At 45.0% G+C, this 16926-nt stretch carries 17 protein-coding genes and 1 other annotated feature; of the genes, 2 read left to right on the plus strand and 15 right to left on the minus strand.

What is annotated here, in order from left to right; genetic code table 11:
- Window positions 1–105: 105 nt before the first annotated feature.
- The 12 genes from MKY98_RS15165 to MKY98_RS15220 form a co-directional block, all read right to left on the minus strand.
- Window positions 106–381 carry a stage VI sporulation protein F gene (locus MKY98_RS15165; protein WP_013310741.1) on the minus strand — a complete coding sequence of 92 codons (276 nt, stop codon included), beginning with the start codon at window positions 379–381 and terminating at the stop codon, window positions 106–108.
- 166 nt (window positions 382–547) lie between these two features.
- Entirely contained in the window at window positions 548–1588 is a 1041-nt protein-coding gene (locus MKY98_RS15170; RefSeq protein ID WP_029517324.1) for an NAD(P)H-dependent glycerol-3-phosphate dehydrogenase, read from the minus strand.
- Window positions 1581–2189 carry a glycerol-3-phosphate 1-O-acyltransferase PlsY gene (gene plsY, locus MKY98_RS15175; protein ID WP_029517323.1) on the minus strand — a complete coding sequence of 203 codons (609 nt, stop codon included), beginning with the start codon at window positions 2187–2189 and terminating at the stop codon, window positions 1581–1583. Before plsY ends, MKY98_RS15170 begins: the two co-directional genes overlap by 8 nt.
- A gap of 11 nt (window positions 2190–2200) precedes the next feature.
- The gene (gene der / locus MKY98_RS15180) at window positions 2201–3523 is read right to left on the minus strand and encodes a ribosome biogenesis GTPase Der (protein ID WP_013310744.1); all 1323 of its coding nucleotides are present in this window, start codon (window positions 3521–3523) and stop codon (window positions 2201–2203) included.
- A gap of 147 nt (window positions 3524–3670) precedes the next feature.
- Window positions 3671–4897 carry a 30S ribosomal protein S1 gene (rpsA, locus tag MKY98_RS15185; RefSeq protein ID WP_029517322.1) on the minus strand — a complete coding sequence of 409 codons (1227 nt, stop codon included), beginning with the start codon at window positions 4895–4897 and terminating at the stop codon, window positions 3671–3673.
- Window positions 4898–5017: 120 nt separating this feature from the next.
- Window positions 5018–5611 (minus strand): lysophospholipid acyltransferase family protein, encoded by a 594-nt coding sequence (locus MKY98_RS15190; protein ID WP_069012702.1) that lies wholly within the window; start codon window positions 5609–5611, stop codon window positions 5018–5020.
- The gene (gene cmk / locus MKY98_RS15195; protein ID WP_029517320.1) at window positions 5608–6315 is read right to left on the minus strand and encodes a (d)CMP kinase; all 708 of its coding nucleotides are present in this window, start codon (window positions 6313–6315) and stop codon (window positions 5608–5610) included. Before cmk ends, MKY98_RS15190 begins: the two co-directional genes overlap by 4 nt.
- A 129-nt stretch (window positions 6316–6444) precedes the next feature.
- Window positions 6445–7104 (minus strand): flagellar brake protein, encoded by a 660-nt coding sequence (locus tag MKY98_RS15200; protein WP_029517319.1) that lies wholly within the window; start codon window positions 7102–7104, stop codon window positions 6445–6447.
- A gap of 165 nt (window positions 7105–7269) precedes the next feature.
- Window positions 7270–8655, minus strand: coding sequence for a germination protein YpeB (gene ypeB / locus MKY98_RS15205; RefSeq protein ID WP_029517318.1), 1386 nt, complete (start codon window positions 8653–8655; stop codon window positions 7270–7272).
- Window positions 8656–8918: 263 nt separating this feature from the next.
- Window positions 8919–9614 (minus strand): glutamic-type intramembrane protease PrsW, encoded by a 696-nt coding sequence (gene prsW / locus MKY98_RS15210; protein ID WP_069012703.1) that lies wholly within the window; start codon window positions 9612–9614, stop codon window positions 8919–8921.
- A gap of 86 nt (window positions 9615–9700) precedes the next feature.
- Window positions 9701–10315 (minus strand): genetic competence negative regulator, encoded by a 615-nt coding sequence (locus tag MKY98_RS15215; RefSeq protein WP_013310751.1) that lies wholly within the window; start codon window positions 10313–10315, stop codon window positions 9701–9703.
- A 197-nt stretch (window positions 10316–10512) separates the two neighbouring features.
- Window positions 10513–10890: a hypothetical protein gene (locus MKY98_RS15220; RefSeq protein ID WP_029517316.1), complete on the minus strand. Its 378-nt coding sequence runs from the start codon at window positions 10888–10890 to the stop codon at window positions 10513–10515.
- Window positions 10891–10984: 94 nt separating this feature from the next.
- Here MKY98_RS15220 and MKY98_RS15225 point away from each other — a divergent pair, with 94 nt between their 5' ends.
- Entirely contained in the window at window positions 10985–11908 is a 924-nt protein-coding gene (locus MKY98_RS15225; RefSeq protein ID WP_069012704.1) for a polysaccharide deacetylase family protein, read from the plus strand.
- A gap of 142 nt (window positions 11909–12050) precedes the next feature.
- Here the strand turns inward: MKY98_RS15225 and MKY98_RS15230 are convergent, their stop codons facing one another.
- Both MKY98_RS15230 and MKY98_RS15235 read right to left on the minus strand, forming a co-directional pair.
- Window positions 12051–12392 (minus strand): hypothetical protein, encoded by a 342-nt coding sequence (locus MKY98_RS15230; protein ID WP_029517314.1) that lies wholly within the window; start codon window positions 12390–12392, stop codon window positions 12051–12053.
- On the minus strand, window positions 12389–12976 hold the full coding sequence (locus MKY98_RS15235; RefSeq protein WP_069012705.1) for a type II CAAX endopeptidase family protein: 588 nt from the start codon (window positions 12974–12976) through the stop codon (window positions 12389–12391). Before MKY98_RS15235 ends, MKY98_RS15230 begins: the two co-directional genes overlap by 4 nt.
- A 185-nt stretch (window positions 12977–13161) precedes the next feature.
- Window positions 13162–13411: a binding site (T-box leader), on the plus strand.
- Between the two features lie 261 nt (window positions 13412–13672).
- Between MKY98_RS15235 and serA the strand changes: the two genes are divergently transcribed.
- A complete protein-coding gene (gene serA / locus MKY98_RS15240; protein ID WP_013310756.1) occupies window positions 13673–15265 on the plus strand; it encodes a phosphoglycerate dehydrogenase in 1593 nt (530 codons plus the stop codon).
- 218 nt (window positions 15266–15483) lie between these two features.
- Here serA and MKY98_RS15245 read toward each other — a convergent pair whose 3' ends face one another.
- On the minus strand, window positions 15484–16926 hold the full coding sequence (locus tag MKY98_RS15245) for an ATP-binding protein (RefSeq protein ID WP_069012706.1): 1443 nt from the start codon (window positions 16924–16926) through the stop codon (window positions 15484–15486).

Here is a 16926-nt window from a genome sequence, read left to right on the forward strand (position 1 = left end):
GATATTTTGTGTACTGTAAAAGCGGTTACCCACTCCAAAATATAAAAAAACCGCGAACCTTCCCGGTCCACGGTGAATAATACTAACTGGCGTGCGACCAGCGGTCTATTTTTTCATCATCATTTTCATCAACGCTTCCATATTGGAAGGATTCATTCCGCTCTTTTTGACGGCACCAACAATATCCCTTACTGTATCTTCCGACACCGGAATGTTGGCCATCGCAGACACTTGCTTGATAAGCTGACGCAGTTGCGCTTCGCTTTGAAGCGTGTCCGCCTTTACCGTGCCTGCCAGCTTTTTCACTGCATTTTCGGATATGTTTTTGCCGCCTTTTTTGTTAATGGCCTTCAATGCATCTTTCGGAAAGTTTTTATTCATAATCTCCCCTCCTCCGCCATTGCTCAACTCAGTCTATGAGTGGCGGAGACAAAAGGTGATTAAGCGTACATAAGACATGCCAAACGCCTAACTAAAAAAGGCTATCTCATTATAGAAAAAATCTACCATGAGACAGCCTTTATATTATTAAAGCTCATCTGAGCCTTTAAGAATGCCATTGCTCCCAAGTCTGAAGTGGCATGACTTCCATCTCGGTCTTAGGGTCGCGACCCATCAGCGCCTCAACGGCCTTACGGACGTCACGTCCTTCAAACAGTACTCCATACAGTACCTCTGTAATAGGCATCTGAACACCTAATTTTTGAGAGATGGCGTATGCCGCTTTTGTCGTTCGAATCCCCTCTACGACCATGCCCATAGATTCCAGCACATCATCAAGCTGTTGGCCCTGTCCTAATAGTGACCCTGCACGCCAGTTGCGACTGTGACGGCTCGTTGCCGTGACCACTAGATCGCCAATACCAGCTAGGCCGGCAAAGGTTAATGGATTAGCCCCCATCTCAACTCCGGCACGGGTAATTTCAGCCAACCCACGGGTCAATAAAGCTGCTTTGGCATTATCACCGAAACCAAGCCCATCTGACATTCCCGCACCCAATGCGATAATGTTTTTTAGCGCCCCGGACAGTTCCACACCGAGCAAATCGCGGTTTGTATAGACACGGAAGTAGGAGTTCATGAACAGCCCCTGAGCAGCCTGTGCAGCCTGCTCATTGGAGGAAGCTACAACGACCGTTGTAGGACATTTCCTCACCACTTCTTCCGCATGACTCGGACCAGACAGCACGGCAATATCGCCCTCCGCGACTTCCAGTTCTTCCGAGATCACCGTGGACATACGTTTAAGCGTTTCTGTTTCAAAACCTTTAATGGCATGCACTACCAGCATATCCTTGCTAAAATGAGCTTTCAGACTACGTGCTACCTGACGAGCAGCAGCAGAAGGAGATACGATTATCACTGCTTTAGCACCAGATACCGCAGTCTGCATATCAGTTGTAGCTGAAATGCGATCAGACAAAATAGAGCCCGGTAAATAATGCTCATTTGTATGCTTCTCATTGATTTCAGCTGCTTGCTGCTCGTTTCTCGTCCAGACAGAGACATCGTTGTTATTGGCCGCAAGAACGGAAGCCAGGGCTGTTCCCCAACTCCCCGCGACCAGCACAGCTATTTTCTCAGACAAGACGATCTCCTCCTTTGGAGCCAAGCTTATTCTCATTCCCCCGTACCAACTTGACTATGTTGGTACGGTGTCTCCACACAGCGAACAGACAAATGATTAGAGCCGTCCAGAATAACGGCCATGCAAAACCAAGCACGAGTAATATCCAAGGGGTCAAAATGACAAATATGAGTGATCCAAGGGATACGTAACGAGTCATTACAATTGCAAGTATCGCAATGATTCCGGCATATAGTGCGGGCAGTAAGGCAAGCGATGCCAATACACCAATAGCAGTCGCAATACCTTTTCCTCCACGAAAGTGAAAATATACCGGCCAGTTATGGCCCGCAATCGCCGCAATGCCGCACAAACCCGGTACCCAGGATGATTCCCCACCTAACCAGTGCCCTATTAGTACCGCAATAACCCCTTTAAGAACGTCCAGCAGCAGTACCAGAATAGCTGGGCCTTTTCCAAGCACACGCAGCGTATTCGTCGCACCGGCATTGCCGCTCCCATGTTGGCGAATGTCGATTCCTTTTAATTTTCCATACAGCAAACTAAAGCTGACAGAGCCAAGCAAGTAACTGAGTACGATGGCAACGATTTGTAAAATCAACCTATTCGCTCCTAACTTTCGTCAGACTTGCGCCGTGTAAAGATTCGAATTGGAGTTCCTTCAAAATTGAAGGCGGCGCGGATTTTGTTCTCCAGATAACGCTCATACGAGAAGTGCATTATTTCTGGATCGTTTACGAATACAACCATCGTAGGCGGCTTAACAGCAACCTGGGTCACATAGTTAATGCGCAGACGACGTCCCTTGTCTGTTGGTGGAGGATTGATGGCAACCGCATCGGAAATTACATCATTCAGTAAATGTGTCTGAATACGCAACACATGCTGCTGTGCCACATGCTGTACAACAGGAAGCAGCTTTTGCAGGCGTTGCTTCGTTTTTGCAGACAAGAACACAATCGGAGCATATGTCATAAACAAAAAGTGATCGCGAATTTTCGTTTCAAACTGATGCATCGTTTTGTCGTCCTTGTCCACGACATCCCATTTGTTAACGACAAACAGCGATGCTTTACCCGCTTCATAAGCATAGCCAGCAATGTGCTTATCCTGTTCAATGATGCCTTCCTCGCCGTTAATAACGACCAATACAACATCTGCACGCTCAATAGCACGCATGGCACGCATTACACTATATTTTTCGGTCGTTTCATATACCTTGCCACGTTTACGCATACCTGCCGTATCAATCAGTACATACTTTTGACCGTCTTTTTCAAAAGGTGTATCAATTGCATCACGTGTCGTACCTGCAATGTCACTAACGATAACCCGCTCTTCTCCCAGAATGGCGTTAACCAGTGAAGACTTACCTACATTCGGGCGGCCGATCAAGGCAACACGAATAACGTCTTCATCATAGTGATCTTCTTCCAGCTCAGGCAAATTGGATGTAATGGCATCTAGCAGATCGCCTATCCCTGTACCATGGCTACCAGAAACAGCGATTGGATCACCAAATCCATAAGAATAAAACTCATAAATCAGATCGGCGCGACTGAGGTTGTCCACCTTGTTGACAGCTACGATGATCGGTTTACCCGAACGATATAGCATTTGAGCAACCTCTTCATCTGACTGTGTAATTCCTGCTTTCGCATCACTCATAAATACAATTACATCTGCTTCTTCTATTGCAAGTTCGGCCTGCATACGGATGGATTTTAAAATGACATCCTCACCATCAATCTCAATGCCGCCGGTGTCAATAATACTGAAGGATTTACCATTCCACTCCGATATACCGTATATACGGTCACGAGTGATTCCGGGTTTATCTTCCACGATGGACAAACGATCCCCGATTATCCGATTAAAAATAGTGGACTTGCCCACATTCGGACGACCAACGATAGCCACAACGGGTCTTGCCATAAATTCACTCCTCCTGTCAATTCTTCCGCTATCATCATAGCAAAAAACATACCTATTGGCGATATGGTCACGTAACAACAATCGGCGAACCCTCTGGGTCCGCCGATGGTGTACGTTATGCATATTATAAAATGTATTGATTTAAACTCATTTAAATTTGTTCAGCTTATCGCCAAAACGCTCGCCGAGCGTGATGCTCAGACCGGAATTATTGAGGGAAACGTTAGGATTATTCAGTTCCTCACGAGGTGCACGAGATGCACGTGGTGCTCTTTCTGCTTTAGGAGCAGCTTCAGGAGCTTCCTCAGTTTCTTTAATGCTCAGGCTAACACGTTTTTCGGAAGGATTCATTTCAAGAATTTTAACTTTCACTTCTTGCCCTTCTTCCAGAACTTCTTGTGGAGTTCCAATGTGTTTGTGGGAAATTTGGGAAATATGAACCAAACCTTCCACGCCAGGAGCGATTTCAACGAATGCGCCGAAGTTAACCAGACGTTTTACAACACCTGTTACGATGTCATTGTTGTTGAATTGTCCAGCAGCCGATTCCCAAGGACCAGGCTGTGCAGCTTTCATGCTCAGGCTGATTTTTCCTTTTTCAGGATCTACTTTCAAGACTTTTACTTTCACTTGGTCTCCTTCAGAAACTGCATCAGAAGGCTTATCGACATGAGTCCAAGCAATTTCAGATACGTGAACAAGACCATCCACGCCGCCAACATCTACGAAAGCACCGAACTGAGTAAGACGTTGAACCGTACCTACGATTTCTTGGCCTTCTTTCAGCTCAGCCATTACTTTAAGCTTGTTGGCTTCGAATTCTGCTTCCAGAACGTCTTTTTGAGAAAGAATCACTTTGTTATTTTCACGATCCAGTTCTTTTACAACAACACGCAATGTGCGGCCTTTGTAATCACTGAAATCTTCTACGAAGTGACGTTCTACCATGGATGCAGGGATAAATCCGCGCAGACCCACGTCTACCACGATGCCGCCTTTAACGACATCATTTACAACGACTTCAAATACTTCTTTGCTTTCGAACAGTTGCTCCAACTTTTCCCAAGCATTTTCACTGTCGATTGCACGTTTGGACAGAACAAGTTTTTCCTTGCCATCGTCAATGCTGATAATTCTAGCTTCAACCTCTTGGCCTACTTGTACTGCTTCTTCTGCGTTATCCAGACCAGAAGACAACTCGCGAATTGGAATAATTCCATCGTATTTATATCCAATGCTTACTACCGCTTGGTTATCTTCCAATTTCACGATTGTACCCTTAACGGTGTCACCTTTTTTCAGGGAGACGATTTGATCGAGCTCGTCTTGATTTGCCGCTTCAGCAGCTTCTTGATTTTTAATTTCTTCCGACATGTCAATACCCTCCTCAATTCAAAAAAAACCATTTATTTAAACCTGCGCATGGCAGAGTTCAAAACATAAATAAACTTTTGTTCTAGTTTTCCGAGCTTAGACACAATTCATACAAGCCTTTCAGTTATTCGTAGGCTTACCCGTTTCCTTCATCGTGCGAATACGAGACATAATTGCTTCTGTTGCCAGTTCAATTGGATCTCCTTCGATATCGGCACCCTTTTGGTAAGCTTCCAAATTGACAGGTTTACCGTATAACACTTTCGTTTTACGGAAAAGCTTGTAATCACCAATAATGGCGACCGGAACGGCAGCCGCTCCACTGCGTAGCGCAAAGCTTGCAGCACCCTTTTTACCGATTCCCCCAGCTCCTCTGGAACCTTCGGGAAAGATTCCCATAACCTTACCATCACGCAAAATGTTCAATGCCAACTTAATGGATTCCTTACTTACACCGCCACGTTTGACTGGAAAAGCTCCCAGTTTCCCAATTAGTGGACCCAGTACAGGAACATTAAACAGCTCGGCTTTTGCCATAAAGTGAACCTTTCTTTTCAGCAAAATACCAACTGTAGGAGGGTCAAGATTACTAATATGATTAGAACACAACAGCACTCCACCCTCAGCAGGAACATTTTCCCTGCCTACCGCCTCAAGTCTAAACAGAACGCGGTAAATGAGACGCAAAATACTGGCGCATACAGTATATATCATTGGCTGATCTCTCCATCCTTCTCCGTTAAGCAATAAGATACGATCATATCAACGACATCCTGAATGCCCATTTGGGTCGTATCGAGCACGATGGCGTCCTCACTGCAACGAAGCGGAGATACCTCCCTCTCCTCGTCAAGCTTGTCACGTGCCGCAATGTCACGTTCCAGTTGCTCCAGAGTGATATCATCAGTTTCGCTCAGTTCTTTAAAACGGCGGGAGGCACGTTCCTGAACACTTGCGGTCATGAACACCTTGACTTCCGCATCGGGAAGTACAGTTGTTCCAATATCGCGACCATCCATAACGACACCCTTGCGTGCAGCCATCTCACGCTGGTTTTCAGTCAAACGTGTCCGTAAACCAGCAATACTTGAATACTGTGACACGTTGCTAGTCACTTCCATCGAACGGATCACAGTGGTTACATCTTCCCCGTTACAATAAACCTTTTGGCCTGTGGGGTCCGGTACTAATTCAATCACCAGCTCAGGTACATGTTGAAGCACTTTTTGTACATTTTCTGCAGGAATTTCCTTACGCATCATGTACCACGTTGCTGCTCGGTACATGGCTCCAGTATCTACATATACATAAGAAAGTGTTTTCGCCACCAAGCGGGCCACTGTACTTTTCCCTGCACCAGCAGGTCCATCAATGGCTACATTTATTTTGTTAATTGAAGATACATGTTGCCTTGCCAACAGGGAATTCCTCCTAACCTAACCTCAAGAAAAAAGCAGGCATTGCCTGCGACGTGAAAATTATACCACACATTTATAGGCGATGCAAAATAAGCGACAGGTTTACTAAAAAAGAAAAATTTCGGATGATTAAGATTTCCCCCGGAATTCCAGCTGTCTTTCAAAGCAATATTTAATCAGTTTTTGACGCTCCTGATCAGCGATTTCCTCATATTTCAGCATAATGAGTTTGCGACCGTTTTCCATCTGCTGAATGCGCACAATTTCAGATTGGAACGGAACATGCTCCTGAGTACCGTTTTTATATGGAACTAAAATCCAGCAAGACAATGATTCTCCTTCTTCAAGATGATGAGTTCCCTGGGTGTGAAAAGAAACACCCCCACCTCCTACATCATGTGTCTCTGCTACGAATCTGGACTCGTTCGCACCATGCTTTACAGCAATTTCCAAGTTGGCCTTAACCCGAAGAAAGTTTCGACGCTGAATTTTGCTGATGCTGTCTGGAGCAGGTTTGTGGATACGAATCATCCGGAGGATATCCTCTTTGAAACCCGTAACGTGGGTATTAAAATAATTTTTAATCCCACCCTCGCTCAAAAAAAATATAGACAGTTCTTCCCCTAGAAACAATTTTTTCAAATGCCCACTTGTTTGTGACATAGGAATTTCAATTAAAAAGTTCTGTGACTCCTCTTCTGCAATACGAGACTTAAATTCAAAAATCTCGTCCTTATGGTCAGTACCTGCCACTTGTATGTATAACACATCATTAATTTTGGGAAACAAATGATCCACCATCCTTGTCCATTAAAAGCTCTAATTAAGGTATATAATACCACGACTTTGTGCCTATATTAAGCATAATATTTGTTTGATCTATGACTAAAGCACAAAAAACCTCCTTCATGAAGGAGGTTTAGAGTGACTATTGATTCATTTTCATGTAATTAACTAGACATTACTTGCAGTAACCTGAGGTTCATCTGAATCTTTAACCTCTTCAATCGTTTCTTCCATCCCCGTATTGGCGTTAATGTATATCCGGTAAACGGAACCATTGATTTTACCACCAAATTCATAACAGAGAACTTCATTCGAAAGTTCATTTTCAATTAAGGCTTTACGGTGGTAAGTTTCACGAAACTCAGGATTCAATTTTGCTCGTGCTGCATTCAAATTCAATTTCGCTTGCGGTATGCGGCGGAGATGACTATGCTCATACACATAATCACTGGCTTGAAAACCGATCACTTGTCCGTTATCAAGGCCTGATCTGACTGCGATTTTTTCTGGATAGATAATCACATCCCCTTGTTGGCTCACAAATGTAATGTTAGCTAAATTCCCGCTTTCATCATACGCAACGGGCTTCATGTCTTTGTAACCTTTTTGTTCAAGGTATTCACTAGCATAGCGAATCGCTTCATTACGTGTTGCTTTTTTAGGACCTACTGCCCTCATGTCATGATAAGAAATAAGCTTGCCGCCTTTTTTCGTAAAATCCATACTGGCCACAGGCTGCTTCTTATTTAGCAGGGTAGCTGTATAAGATGCCCATTCCGTTCCTTTACCGTTTTCGTTCACCCTGATCTGACTTTCCGGTTTTCCTGTAAATTCAGCAGCATTTTGTTTAATTTGTTCTGCATTTACTGGCGGGAGACTCAATTTTTTCACAGAGCGTTTATCATAGATGCTGGCTACAGACGGTCCCCAATCCAGCTCTTTATAGTTTTCCACCTTTTTGTCCACGGTTTTAAAGCCATCAATAATGGTGTTGTCCTTCGGCCCAGTTTGAGAACCTGCCGCCATATCCACATCCGTCCAGCGCAAATTTTTGCTAATGACTTTCTGCTGCACTTCCTGCATGTTTTTCGAAATTTCTTTGGAATTGTTATACAACGTTTTCAGGTTCGAAATTTCTTTCTCGTTTAAGGGCTCGTGATCCAGATCACGGACAGCGGTCTGATACGAAAATGCAGATAGATGTGACAGCAAATCTTTAGCATGATTAAAAGGCATTACATTGAGGGGCAACTGATTAACCTCATTTTGAGCCTCACTTGTAATCCTCCACACGTTCATCAAACATTTGCGGTGCATCGCGTGTGAAGTATTATGGACAGCAACCGCGTTACCGAGTTGAGAATGCAGCTGATCCATATGAAACGACAAATCGTGAAACGCACGCTGGTATTGATTTTCCGCTTTTATCGACATGCTATTTGCCTGAAGAGACACCTCTTTTCTCATCTGGCTTTGCTGATAACCCCACACAAATGCTCCTATCATCATCAGGGTAACCACCGGGAACAATACGGAACTAAGTCGCTTATACATATTGGGAGTCTCCTTTCTTCAAGTACACTACCGATAGTGTGACAAGAAGAAAGCTCTCTTATGCATGGTTTTCCATGACTTCAACAATAAACTCACAGTTATCGCAAATACAGCGTTTAAAGCCGGTCTGAATCTGTCCTTGCTCTATGCGTCCTCTCAGCACAAAGCGTTCTCCGCATCTTTTACAATGAATTCTAACTTTTATACGCAAAAAAGACACCTCTTTCTCTAACAGGTTTGTCAGATCAGTGTGTCCCATTTTGTTACATGTTAACCTTTTCTTCCCGTTTTAACAAACGAAAAGGAGAACGGTTATTAGCCCGACTGATCTTCGCCATTCCTCCATACCATAGAAAGGCCATAAGTGGAATGATAAACCAGATCCAGTCATGCGAAAATTTCGTTAAAATCAAATCGTATACTCCGTGCCAGAACCATGGAAGCACCAATGACAGCAGCAACATGTATTTGCTCCTCAAGCCTTCTGAAAACTTGGCCTTCCCCATGTAGTAGCCCATCATTACGCCAAACATCGCATGACCGGATACCGGTAGCAATGATCTCATCAGCATCATGCTAACCGAAGCATGGCCCGCCCAGGCATATAACAGATTTTCAACCGTTGCAAATCCGAGTGAGACTGCGGCCGCATACAAAATACCATCATAAGGCTCGTCGAACTCGGTATGATTATAGATGATGTGATACAACAGAAACCATTTAAAAAACTCTTCCACTCCGGCTGAAATGCCGAACGCCTGGATTAACGTGTGATCCCCTAGCCAAAGCAGCAGCCCTCGTTGAAAAATCATGACAGGAAGAACCACCAAAAAGCCGAGCAAAAACACTTTAATAACCATGTGCAGTGGCTCCGAATCATACCTGTCCTTCAAGTAAAAATACATCAATAAGGCGAGACCCGGCGCTGTGGCTGCCGCTAAAACTGAAAACAGAAGCACCGATCATCCCTCCATAAAAATGAGTCGGCTCTGCTTTCAGCGCAGAGCCGACAAATTCACTTCGATATCACTTTTGATAAAACGAATCAAGAACGGCTGTCAAAATGAGTGCAGATGACAGCAACTGCCTGTTCAGGAATGACCAGTTTGCCGTACTCTTCCAACATAGCTGGTGTAACGGATGAGCCTTCTCCAAATTCAGCAAGAACCGCGATTAAAGCGGCAAGCTTGGACTCCTCTACTTCTTCTGGTTCCAAATGCAGAATCCATTTTCCTCTATAATGATACAGCTTACCTGCTTCCGTAGTGTTGCTACGAAGCATATGAGCCGCTTCTATGAGTACTTCGAAATCGCTAAACGCATAAACGATGGAATCACTATGCTCCAACGTGACTTCCATTTCGTAGACTTCCTCTGGAAGCTCCTCATCGGGACCCGAACCATACTGTTGATGGTCGTATTTACCCCGAGTGACGATAACAACCATTCCTTGAGCAGGAAGCGCAAAGACTTCGACAGCTAACGGTCCCGTGGCGTCGAAGCCCAGCTCACTGTATGCCTGATCCATCATTTCGGTAAACAGCTCATGAACTCTAGGAATTTCTTGCCACATATCGTCTTTTTGAATACCGCGTTCGCTCAAATCGTCAAAGGTAAGGAAAATCCGTATCTTGTCCTGACTTAATCTTTCTATTTTCATACTGGACCCTCCTCCTGGCAGCCGAGTGTTATTAACAGATTATGATGCAATTATGATGCCTGTGATGAAAATGGTTCTATGTAATCATGTTATCATTTTATAATCGTAAATGCACGCAATAAAAAGATAAAAAAAAGAATCATTTGAACGGCTTTTACAAAAAAGCCGCAAAATGATTCGGAATAAAGGTTTCTGGGTTACAATCCCGGTACGGCTGTATGAGTTTCTTTCAAAATTTGCTCGACCTCACGTTTAACATCGGGACTTGTGCTGATGAAGTCTTTAATCAACTTCATATTCTCTTCTTTGTTCTTGGCAGTATGGGCGTTATAAGCGGTTTTATCTGTTTGTGAATGATGGTCTTGATCCTTATGGGTGTCTTCTTTATTGAGCGTAATCTCGCCCATCCCGGGGAATGCCGCGTCCATCATTTTAGTACGGGCTTGCTGCACTAAATTGCCGCCTTTTTTTCCACCTATGTCCATAGATAAGCCCAACATGTTGCGGTTACGGGAGATCATAGAGCTTGCGACAGCGCCCAAAACGATTCCCAGGAAAAATGAAGATGTTTTCACAATTAGAACCTCCCTTTGTGGTAGAATCAAGCATAGTGTTCGTCAGTAGTGACAAACTCATACGGTATAAAATACAGGAAGGTGAGATGAAATAATGGGTACAAAAACAGCAGCCATTTTGTTCACCGCATGTCTGCTGCTTAGTGCTTGCACTGCAACCAAGCCTGAATCTGCGGCAACAAGCAACCAGCAGGATTCGGTAGCCTCTGACTCAAGTAACAGCGCCAAAGATCAGAGCAACGTCTCTTCCCCAAAAAGCAGCAGTAAGCAAGCAGGCAGTGATGATCACAACTCAGCGGATAAAACCAATGCACAAAATGATAAAACCAGCGAAAGCAACGAAACAGGAGCTGCGACATCTGCAACTACCAATAACAAAATGTATCACTTGGACAAAGCTTACAATGTAATCCCTGACCAACAAGGTACCGAAAAAAAAGTCGTGTTATTGACCTTTGATGATGGTCCTAAGGAAGCAGCCATGATTAACAAAATCATAGATGTACTGGACAAACACAAAGCGAAAGCAATTTTCTTCGTAAACGGTTACCGTGTAAAAAAGCATCCTGAGTTGCTTAAGCTTATCCATGACCGTGGACAGCCCATCGGCAACCATAGCTGGGATCACATCGTGCTGAAAAACAAATCTGAGCCCGAGGTCAAAAAACAGATTGAAACGGTACAAAAAGCTGTTAAGGACATTACAGGCCAAGCCCCCGTCTTCTTCCGCCCCCCTCATGGTGCAGGCGGGGACGTAGGTCGCAAGGTCGCTAAGGAAAACGGTCTCCTATACATGACATGGTCCGTCGGTTCTCTGGACTGGACAATGAAAAAGAATCAGCCTAATAAAACGGAGGCACTTCTCAAAAATGTAACAGAACAACTTCATCCAGGCAGCAATATCTTGATGCACGAACTGCCATGGACAGCTGAGGCGCTGGACAGTCTATTGACGCGCCTTGAGCAAAAGGGTTACCAATTTGTCGATCCGCAAGGGATTGAGGTTCCTGCTAGCTAGTAGACACTTGCGTATACTCCGGATTAACTATAGATGATGCAATAAAGGCCTCCATTCTCCGTTATTCATGTGGAGATGGAGGCTTTTTCGCCGTATCATTACGCGCCTTGACCTAAGCACAGACGTCCATAATAACTTTATATTACCAAAGCATTTCACTGATGGGTGGTGCACCCTTGACGCCCCACCACAGTAATGCTGCAGTAATCAGCACAAAAAGAGTGCTCAAAAAATTTAAAAACCACTTGCTTACCCGAATACGGCGGGACGGAAACATTTCTGCCCGCGTTCGGTACTCACTGGCAGGAGTGTCACCCTCCATCGTCACAGCAACTTCTGGTGCAGCGGCAACGTGAGCCAATTCTGGCACGGGCCGTGAAGCACGGGAGCGAACTGGTTTAGATTTTGACCTGTCCTCTTCCTTGCCTTTGCGACCATTTCGACGGCTACCATAGGTCTGCACTCTGCTAAGTTCCTGATTCATTCTTCATACCTCCGAAAACGTAACGCTAAACCAGATATAAGGTCAATCACAAAATGACAAATGATCGGTGCCCACAGACTACCGGTCTGCACATATATGTAGCCCAATCCATAACTGCTAAGAAAAACCCAGCCAGTGGGAATCCAATGCCGTAAATATCGGATATGAATCACCGCAAATAAAATGCTTGTCCAATAAGGACCAAAGCTGTACTGAATCGCACCTCTGAACAAGAGTTCCTCACAGATAGAAACGATAGCTGCTATACAAATAATATGCCAAACCGGACGATTTTGAAATAGCATTTGGTTAATACCACCGTCATCCATAGCATCCTCAGGCATAATCCGGGATAGCAACAGATCCACAAGTAACATAGCGGCGGCCAATCCCAATCCCCACCATAAGACGTGCAGAGTGTTCGGCAATGCAAATAGTTCTAACAAATTTCTTTTCTGAAAAAATATCCAGATTGCGCCAATCAGCAGGGTCAGCCCCTGAGTTAGATACAAATTGTAAAGCAGCAAGCGGTCGTTCAATTCATGAATTTGCGCTCTTTTCCATTTCACTTTAAGCTTTTTCATAGTTAGTTAGTCCTCTGCATAGTCTTCTTTAGCATCATAGCCAAAAAGTCGGGCGGATTCAAGAAGACTTAAATCTTAATTTTCCGCATTCTGTAGCTATATATCTAGCCTGCTATCCTCACATGTCGCATGTCCTATTGACATGCCCATGTAAGCCATGATACATTATGAAAAAATTATTAGCGACAACAACAATGATGGAGAAAAGGTATTGATTTCGTCCTCAGAGAACCGGTGCTTGGGTGGAAGCCGGTGACGAAGTAACTACTTTCAGCGCTCCTGAGTTATTGCACCGAGGTCTGGGGAATATTTCCCGGCATTAGATGCAATCGGCAGAAAACCGTTATCCTTTCGGTCATTTTATGACCGCTGAAGGCAGTCCATTGCGAAATGGCTGCGAATTAGGGTGGTACCACGATAACTCTCGTCCCTTACTATGGAGATAGTATGTGATTCGGGGGTTTTTTTGATGCCCGAAAACCGCAAAGCGTCTCCGCATAAGACTTTTGGTCGTTAGTTTGGTGCATAATGCTATTCCATCCCTTTTCTGCGTCAATGCGTTATCACACTAGTATTTCACACCGCTCTCCTGTACTTTTAGAAGCATTTCAAGTTTTTTCATGTTCTTTATGGAATGTATTTCAGTTTGAAGTGCATCCTGTCCATAAAAGAAGTTAACTTTGAGGAGGAAACCAAATGTTTAAAGTGTTAGTATCCGATCCAATCAGTGACCTGGGCATCCAGCAACTGATGGATGCAGACGATGTCACGGTGGACAAGAACACAGGTCTCAGCGAGGATGAATTGGTTCAAATTATTGGTGACTATGACGCATTACTCGTTCGAAGCCAAACTCGGGTAACCGAACGCATCATGACGGCAGGTAAGAACCTCAAGGTTGTAGGGCGAGCTGGGGTCGGAGTGGATAACATCGACCTCGAAGCAGCAACACAACGCGGGATTATCGTTATTAACGCTCCTGACGGCAACACGATTACGACATGTGAGCACACTTTTGCGATGATGATGGCTCTAGCACGTCATATTCCACAGGCATATGCCAAAACCATTGGCGGTACATGGGATCGTAAAACATTCCTCGGTGTCGAACTGCGTAACAAAACACTTGGAGTCCTCGGCATGGGACGTATCGGCAGTGAGGTGGCTAAACGTGCCAAAGCATTTGGCATGAGTATCCTCGGCTATGATCCATTTCTAACGGAAGAACGCGCTGAGAAGCTGGGCATTAAGCTTGCGAGCGTGGATGAAATTATCCGCAACGCAGATTTTATGACCGTACACACACCATTAACACCGGAAACGAAACATATGATTGCTCGTCCACAGTTTGAAGTGATGAAAAAAGGAATGCGCATTATCAACTGTGCCCGGGGCGGAGTTATCGATGAAATGGCTCTTGTTGAAGCCATTGATGAAGGTATCGTTGCCGGTGCAGCTTTTGACGTATTTGAGTCAGAGCCGCCAGCACAGGACCACCCATTCCTGAGCCACCCGAAAATTATCGTTACACCACATCTGGGTGCCTCTACTGTCGAAGCTCAGGAGAATGTAGCTATCGACGTGTCCGAGCAAGTGCTGCATATTTTGCGTGATGAGCCTTTTAAAAATGCGGTCAACATGCCTCCAGTACCATCCAACGTCATGACGCAATTGCAGCCATATTTCTCGCTTGGAGAGAAGCTGGGCAGCTTTGCCGCTCAGATCACGAATCAGGCTGTACGTGAAATTCAGGTAGATTACGCTGGCGATTTGTCCTCTGTGGATACACAGCCGCTGACACGGTATATTTTGAAAGGCGTACTTAGCCGTCATCTGGGCAGCGATGTGAACATTGTAAACTCTGTACATCTGGCCAAAACACGTGACATCCATCTTGTCGTATCTCAGGCGCCCGCCACCAAGGGTTTTACCAACCTGATTACCGTTACACTCAAAACGCAGAGCGGCGAAGAGCAACGTGTATCTGGCACCCTGCTGGCAGGCTATGGCGAACGTATTGTTAGGTTGAACCAGTTCCCAGTAGACGTGGCACCGGAAGCTCATTTCCTGCTCATCTCGCACAATGATAAACCAGGCATTATCGGTCGTGTCGGCACCTTGCTTGGGGAGAACGGCGTCAATATCGCTTCTATGCAAGTAGGGCGTAAAATTGTCGGCGGAGAAGCTATCATGATCCTGACCGTCGATAAAGCCGTGCCGAAAGACGTACTGATTCAACTCGTTGGTTTGCCAGAACTAAATACTGCCCAAGAAGTAGTGCTAGATTAGTTCCAGACCCTATTGAGAGGTCCATGGTTTTATAATAAAGAGAGGCGCCTGGCTACCCAGGCGTCTTTTTCTTATACCGAGTTATCTATCATGTGAGTAATCATTTTGAAACAGGATGTTCCACGTTGAACAAGATAAATGTTGATTTTTCAACAAAAAGCACCCTCTTCCGAGGATGCCTGCAAACCGGGGGATATCAGATTGGGCTTATAAGCCTGTTACAGACCCAGCTTAGTTTTGCTGGAGATAGGCAGCAAAATAGTAAATTCCGTCCCTTCCCCCAATACGCTGGCAGCAGAGACAGAGCCTCCGTGAGCCTCTACAATATTCTTGACAATAGCAAGCCCCAAGCCAGTCCCTTTATCCTCACCACGTACTCTGGCTTTATCTGCCTTGTAAAAGCGGTCGAAAATATAAGGTAGATCCTCGCTGGCAATGCCTACACCTTCATCCTTAATCCGAATACGGATTAACTCATGCCGTTCTCCCAAAATTCGATCCGCCGCAATAGTAACCTTTTTCCCACCGGGTGTGTGTCTAAATGCATTATCCAGCAAATTGGTCAATACCTGTTCCAACCGGTCTTCATCTGCCTCAGGCAGCAACAAACGCTGGCCATGCTCATGGTAATCGAGTGTCAGTCCCTGTTCCTTTGATCGTACCGTAAATTTACGGTGAACACGCTCGATCAACTCGTTCACATCCAATTCCTGTCGGTGCATGTCTGTATGACCAGCCTCCATTCGGGCCAGATCAAGCAGATCCTTGACTAACCTTCCCATGCGTAATGACTCATCATGGATGACCTGCACCAGTTCCTCGGATTCTTCTGGTGAACCCGCCATACCATCCAGCAACGCCTCACTGTAGCCCTGCATCATAGATAAAGGTGTACGGATTTCATGAGATACGTTGGCCACAAAATCGCTCCGCATCTTCTCTAGCTTCACTTCTTCCGTAATATCTCTAAGCACAGCTACTGCACCGCGGATTGCATTATCCGTATACAGAGGCGCCATCTGCACCGACCAGGAGCCCTTCTTGACATGGATATAGTCTCCGACATCCTCTCCCCTGTCCATAACGGTATGGAACAGAGACTGCAAAGGCTCAGGTACAGAAGCTCCAAACTCCTCCAGATCACGTTCCTGCCACTCCAGCTTTTCCCAGATATTCAGCAAACTTTGTGCCGGCGGATTCGTCAAGATGATTTGTCCGCTTCTGTCGAAGGTGATTACTGCATCAGACATGCTTCGCAGTACGCTGGATAAATGGTTTTTCTCCTCATTCAGACTGCGGATCGTTGCTTCCAGTTCCGTAGACATATGATTAAAAGTTTTCGCCAGTTCTCCAATTTCATCACTGGTCACCAGCGAAAGCCGAGTATCATACCTTCCCTCACGAATGGCATTCGCCGCCTGAATCAACAGCTGCATAGGCTGTGTGATTTTAGTAAAAAGAAATAGGGCAAAAAAGGTCGTCAATAAAAATCCGACTATACATGTATAGGTGAACAAATGCTTGATTTCCGTCGATTCATACGCCGCAAAATTTCTGTTGATGTACGGCAATAAAAAAAGCCCTAAAAAAATAAGCACAGAGCCTACAAGGCAAATGATGGTGATCCACAGCTTGCCTACCAGCGATCTCCAGAAGTTCAC

Source organism: Paenibacillus sp. FSL M8-0228 (assembly GCF_038007385.1).
GTDB lineage: Bacteria > Bacillota > Bacilli > Paenibacillales > Paenibacillaceae > Paenibacillus > Paenibacillus polymyxa_D.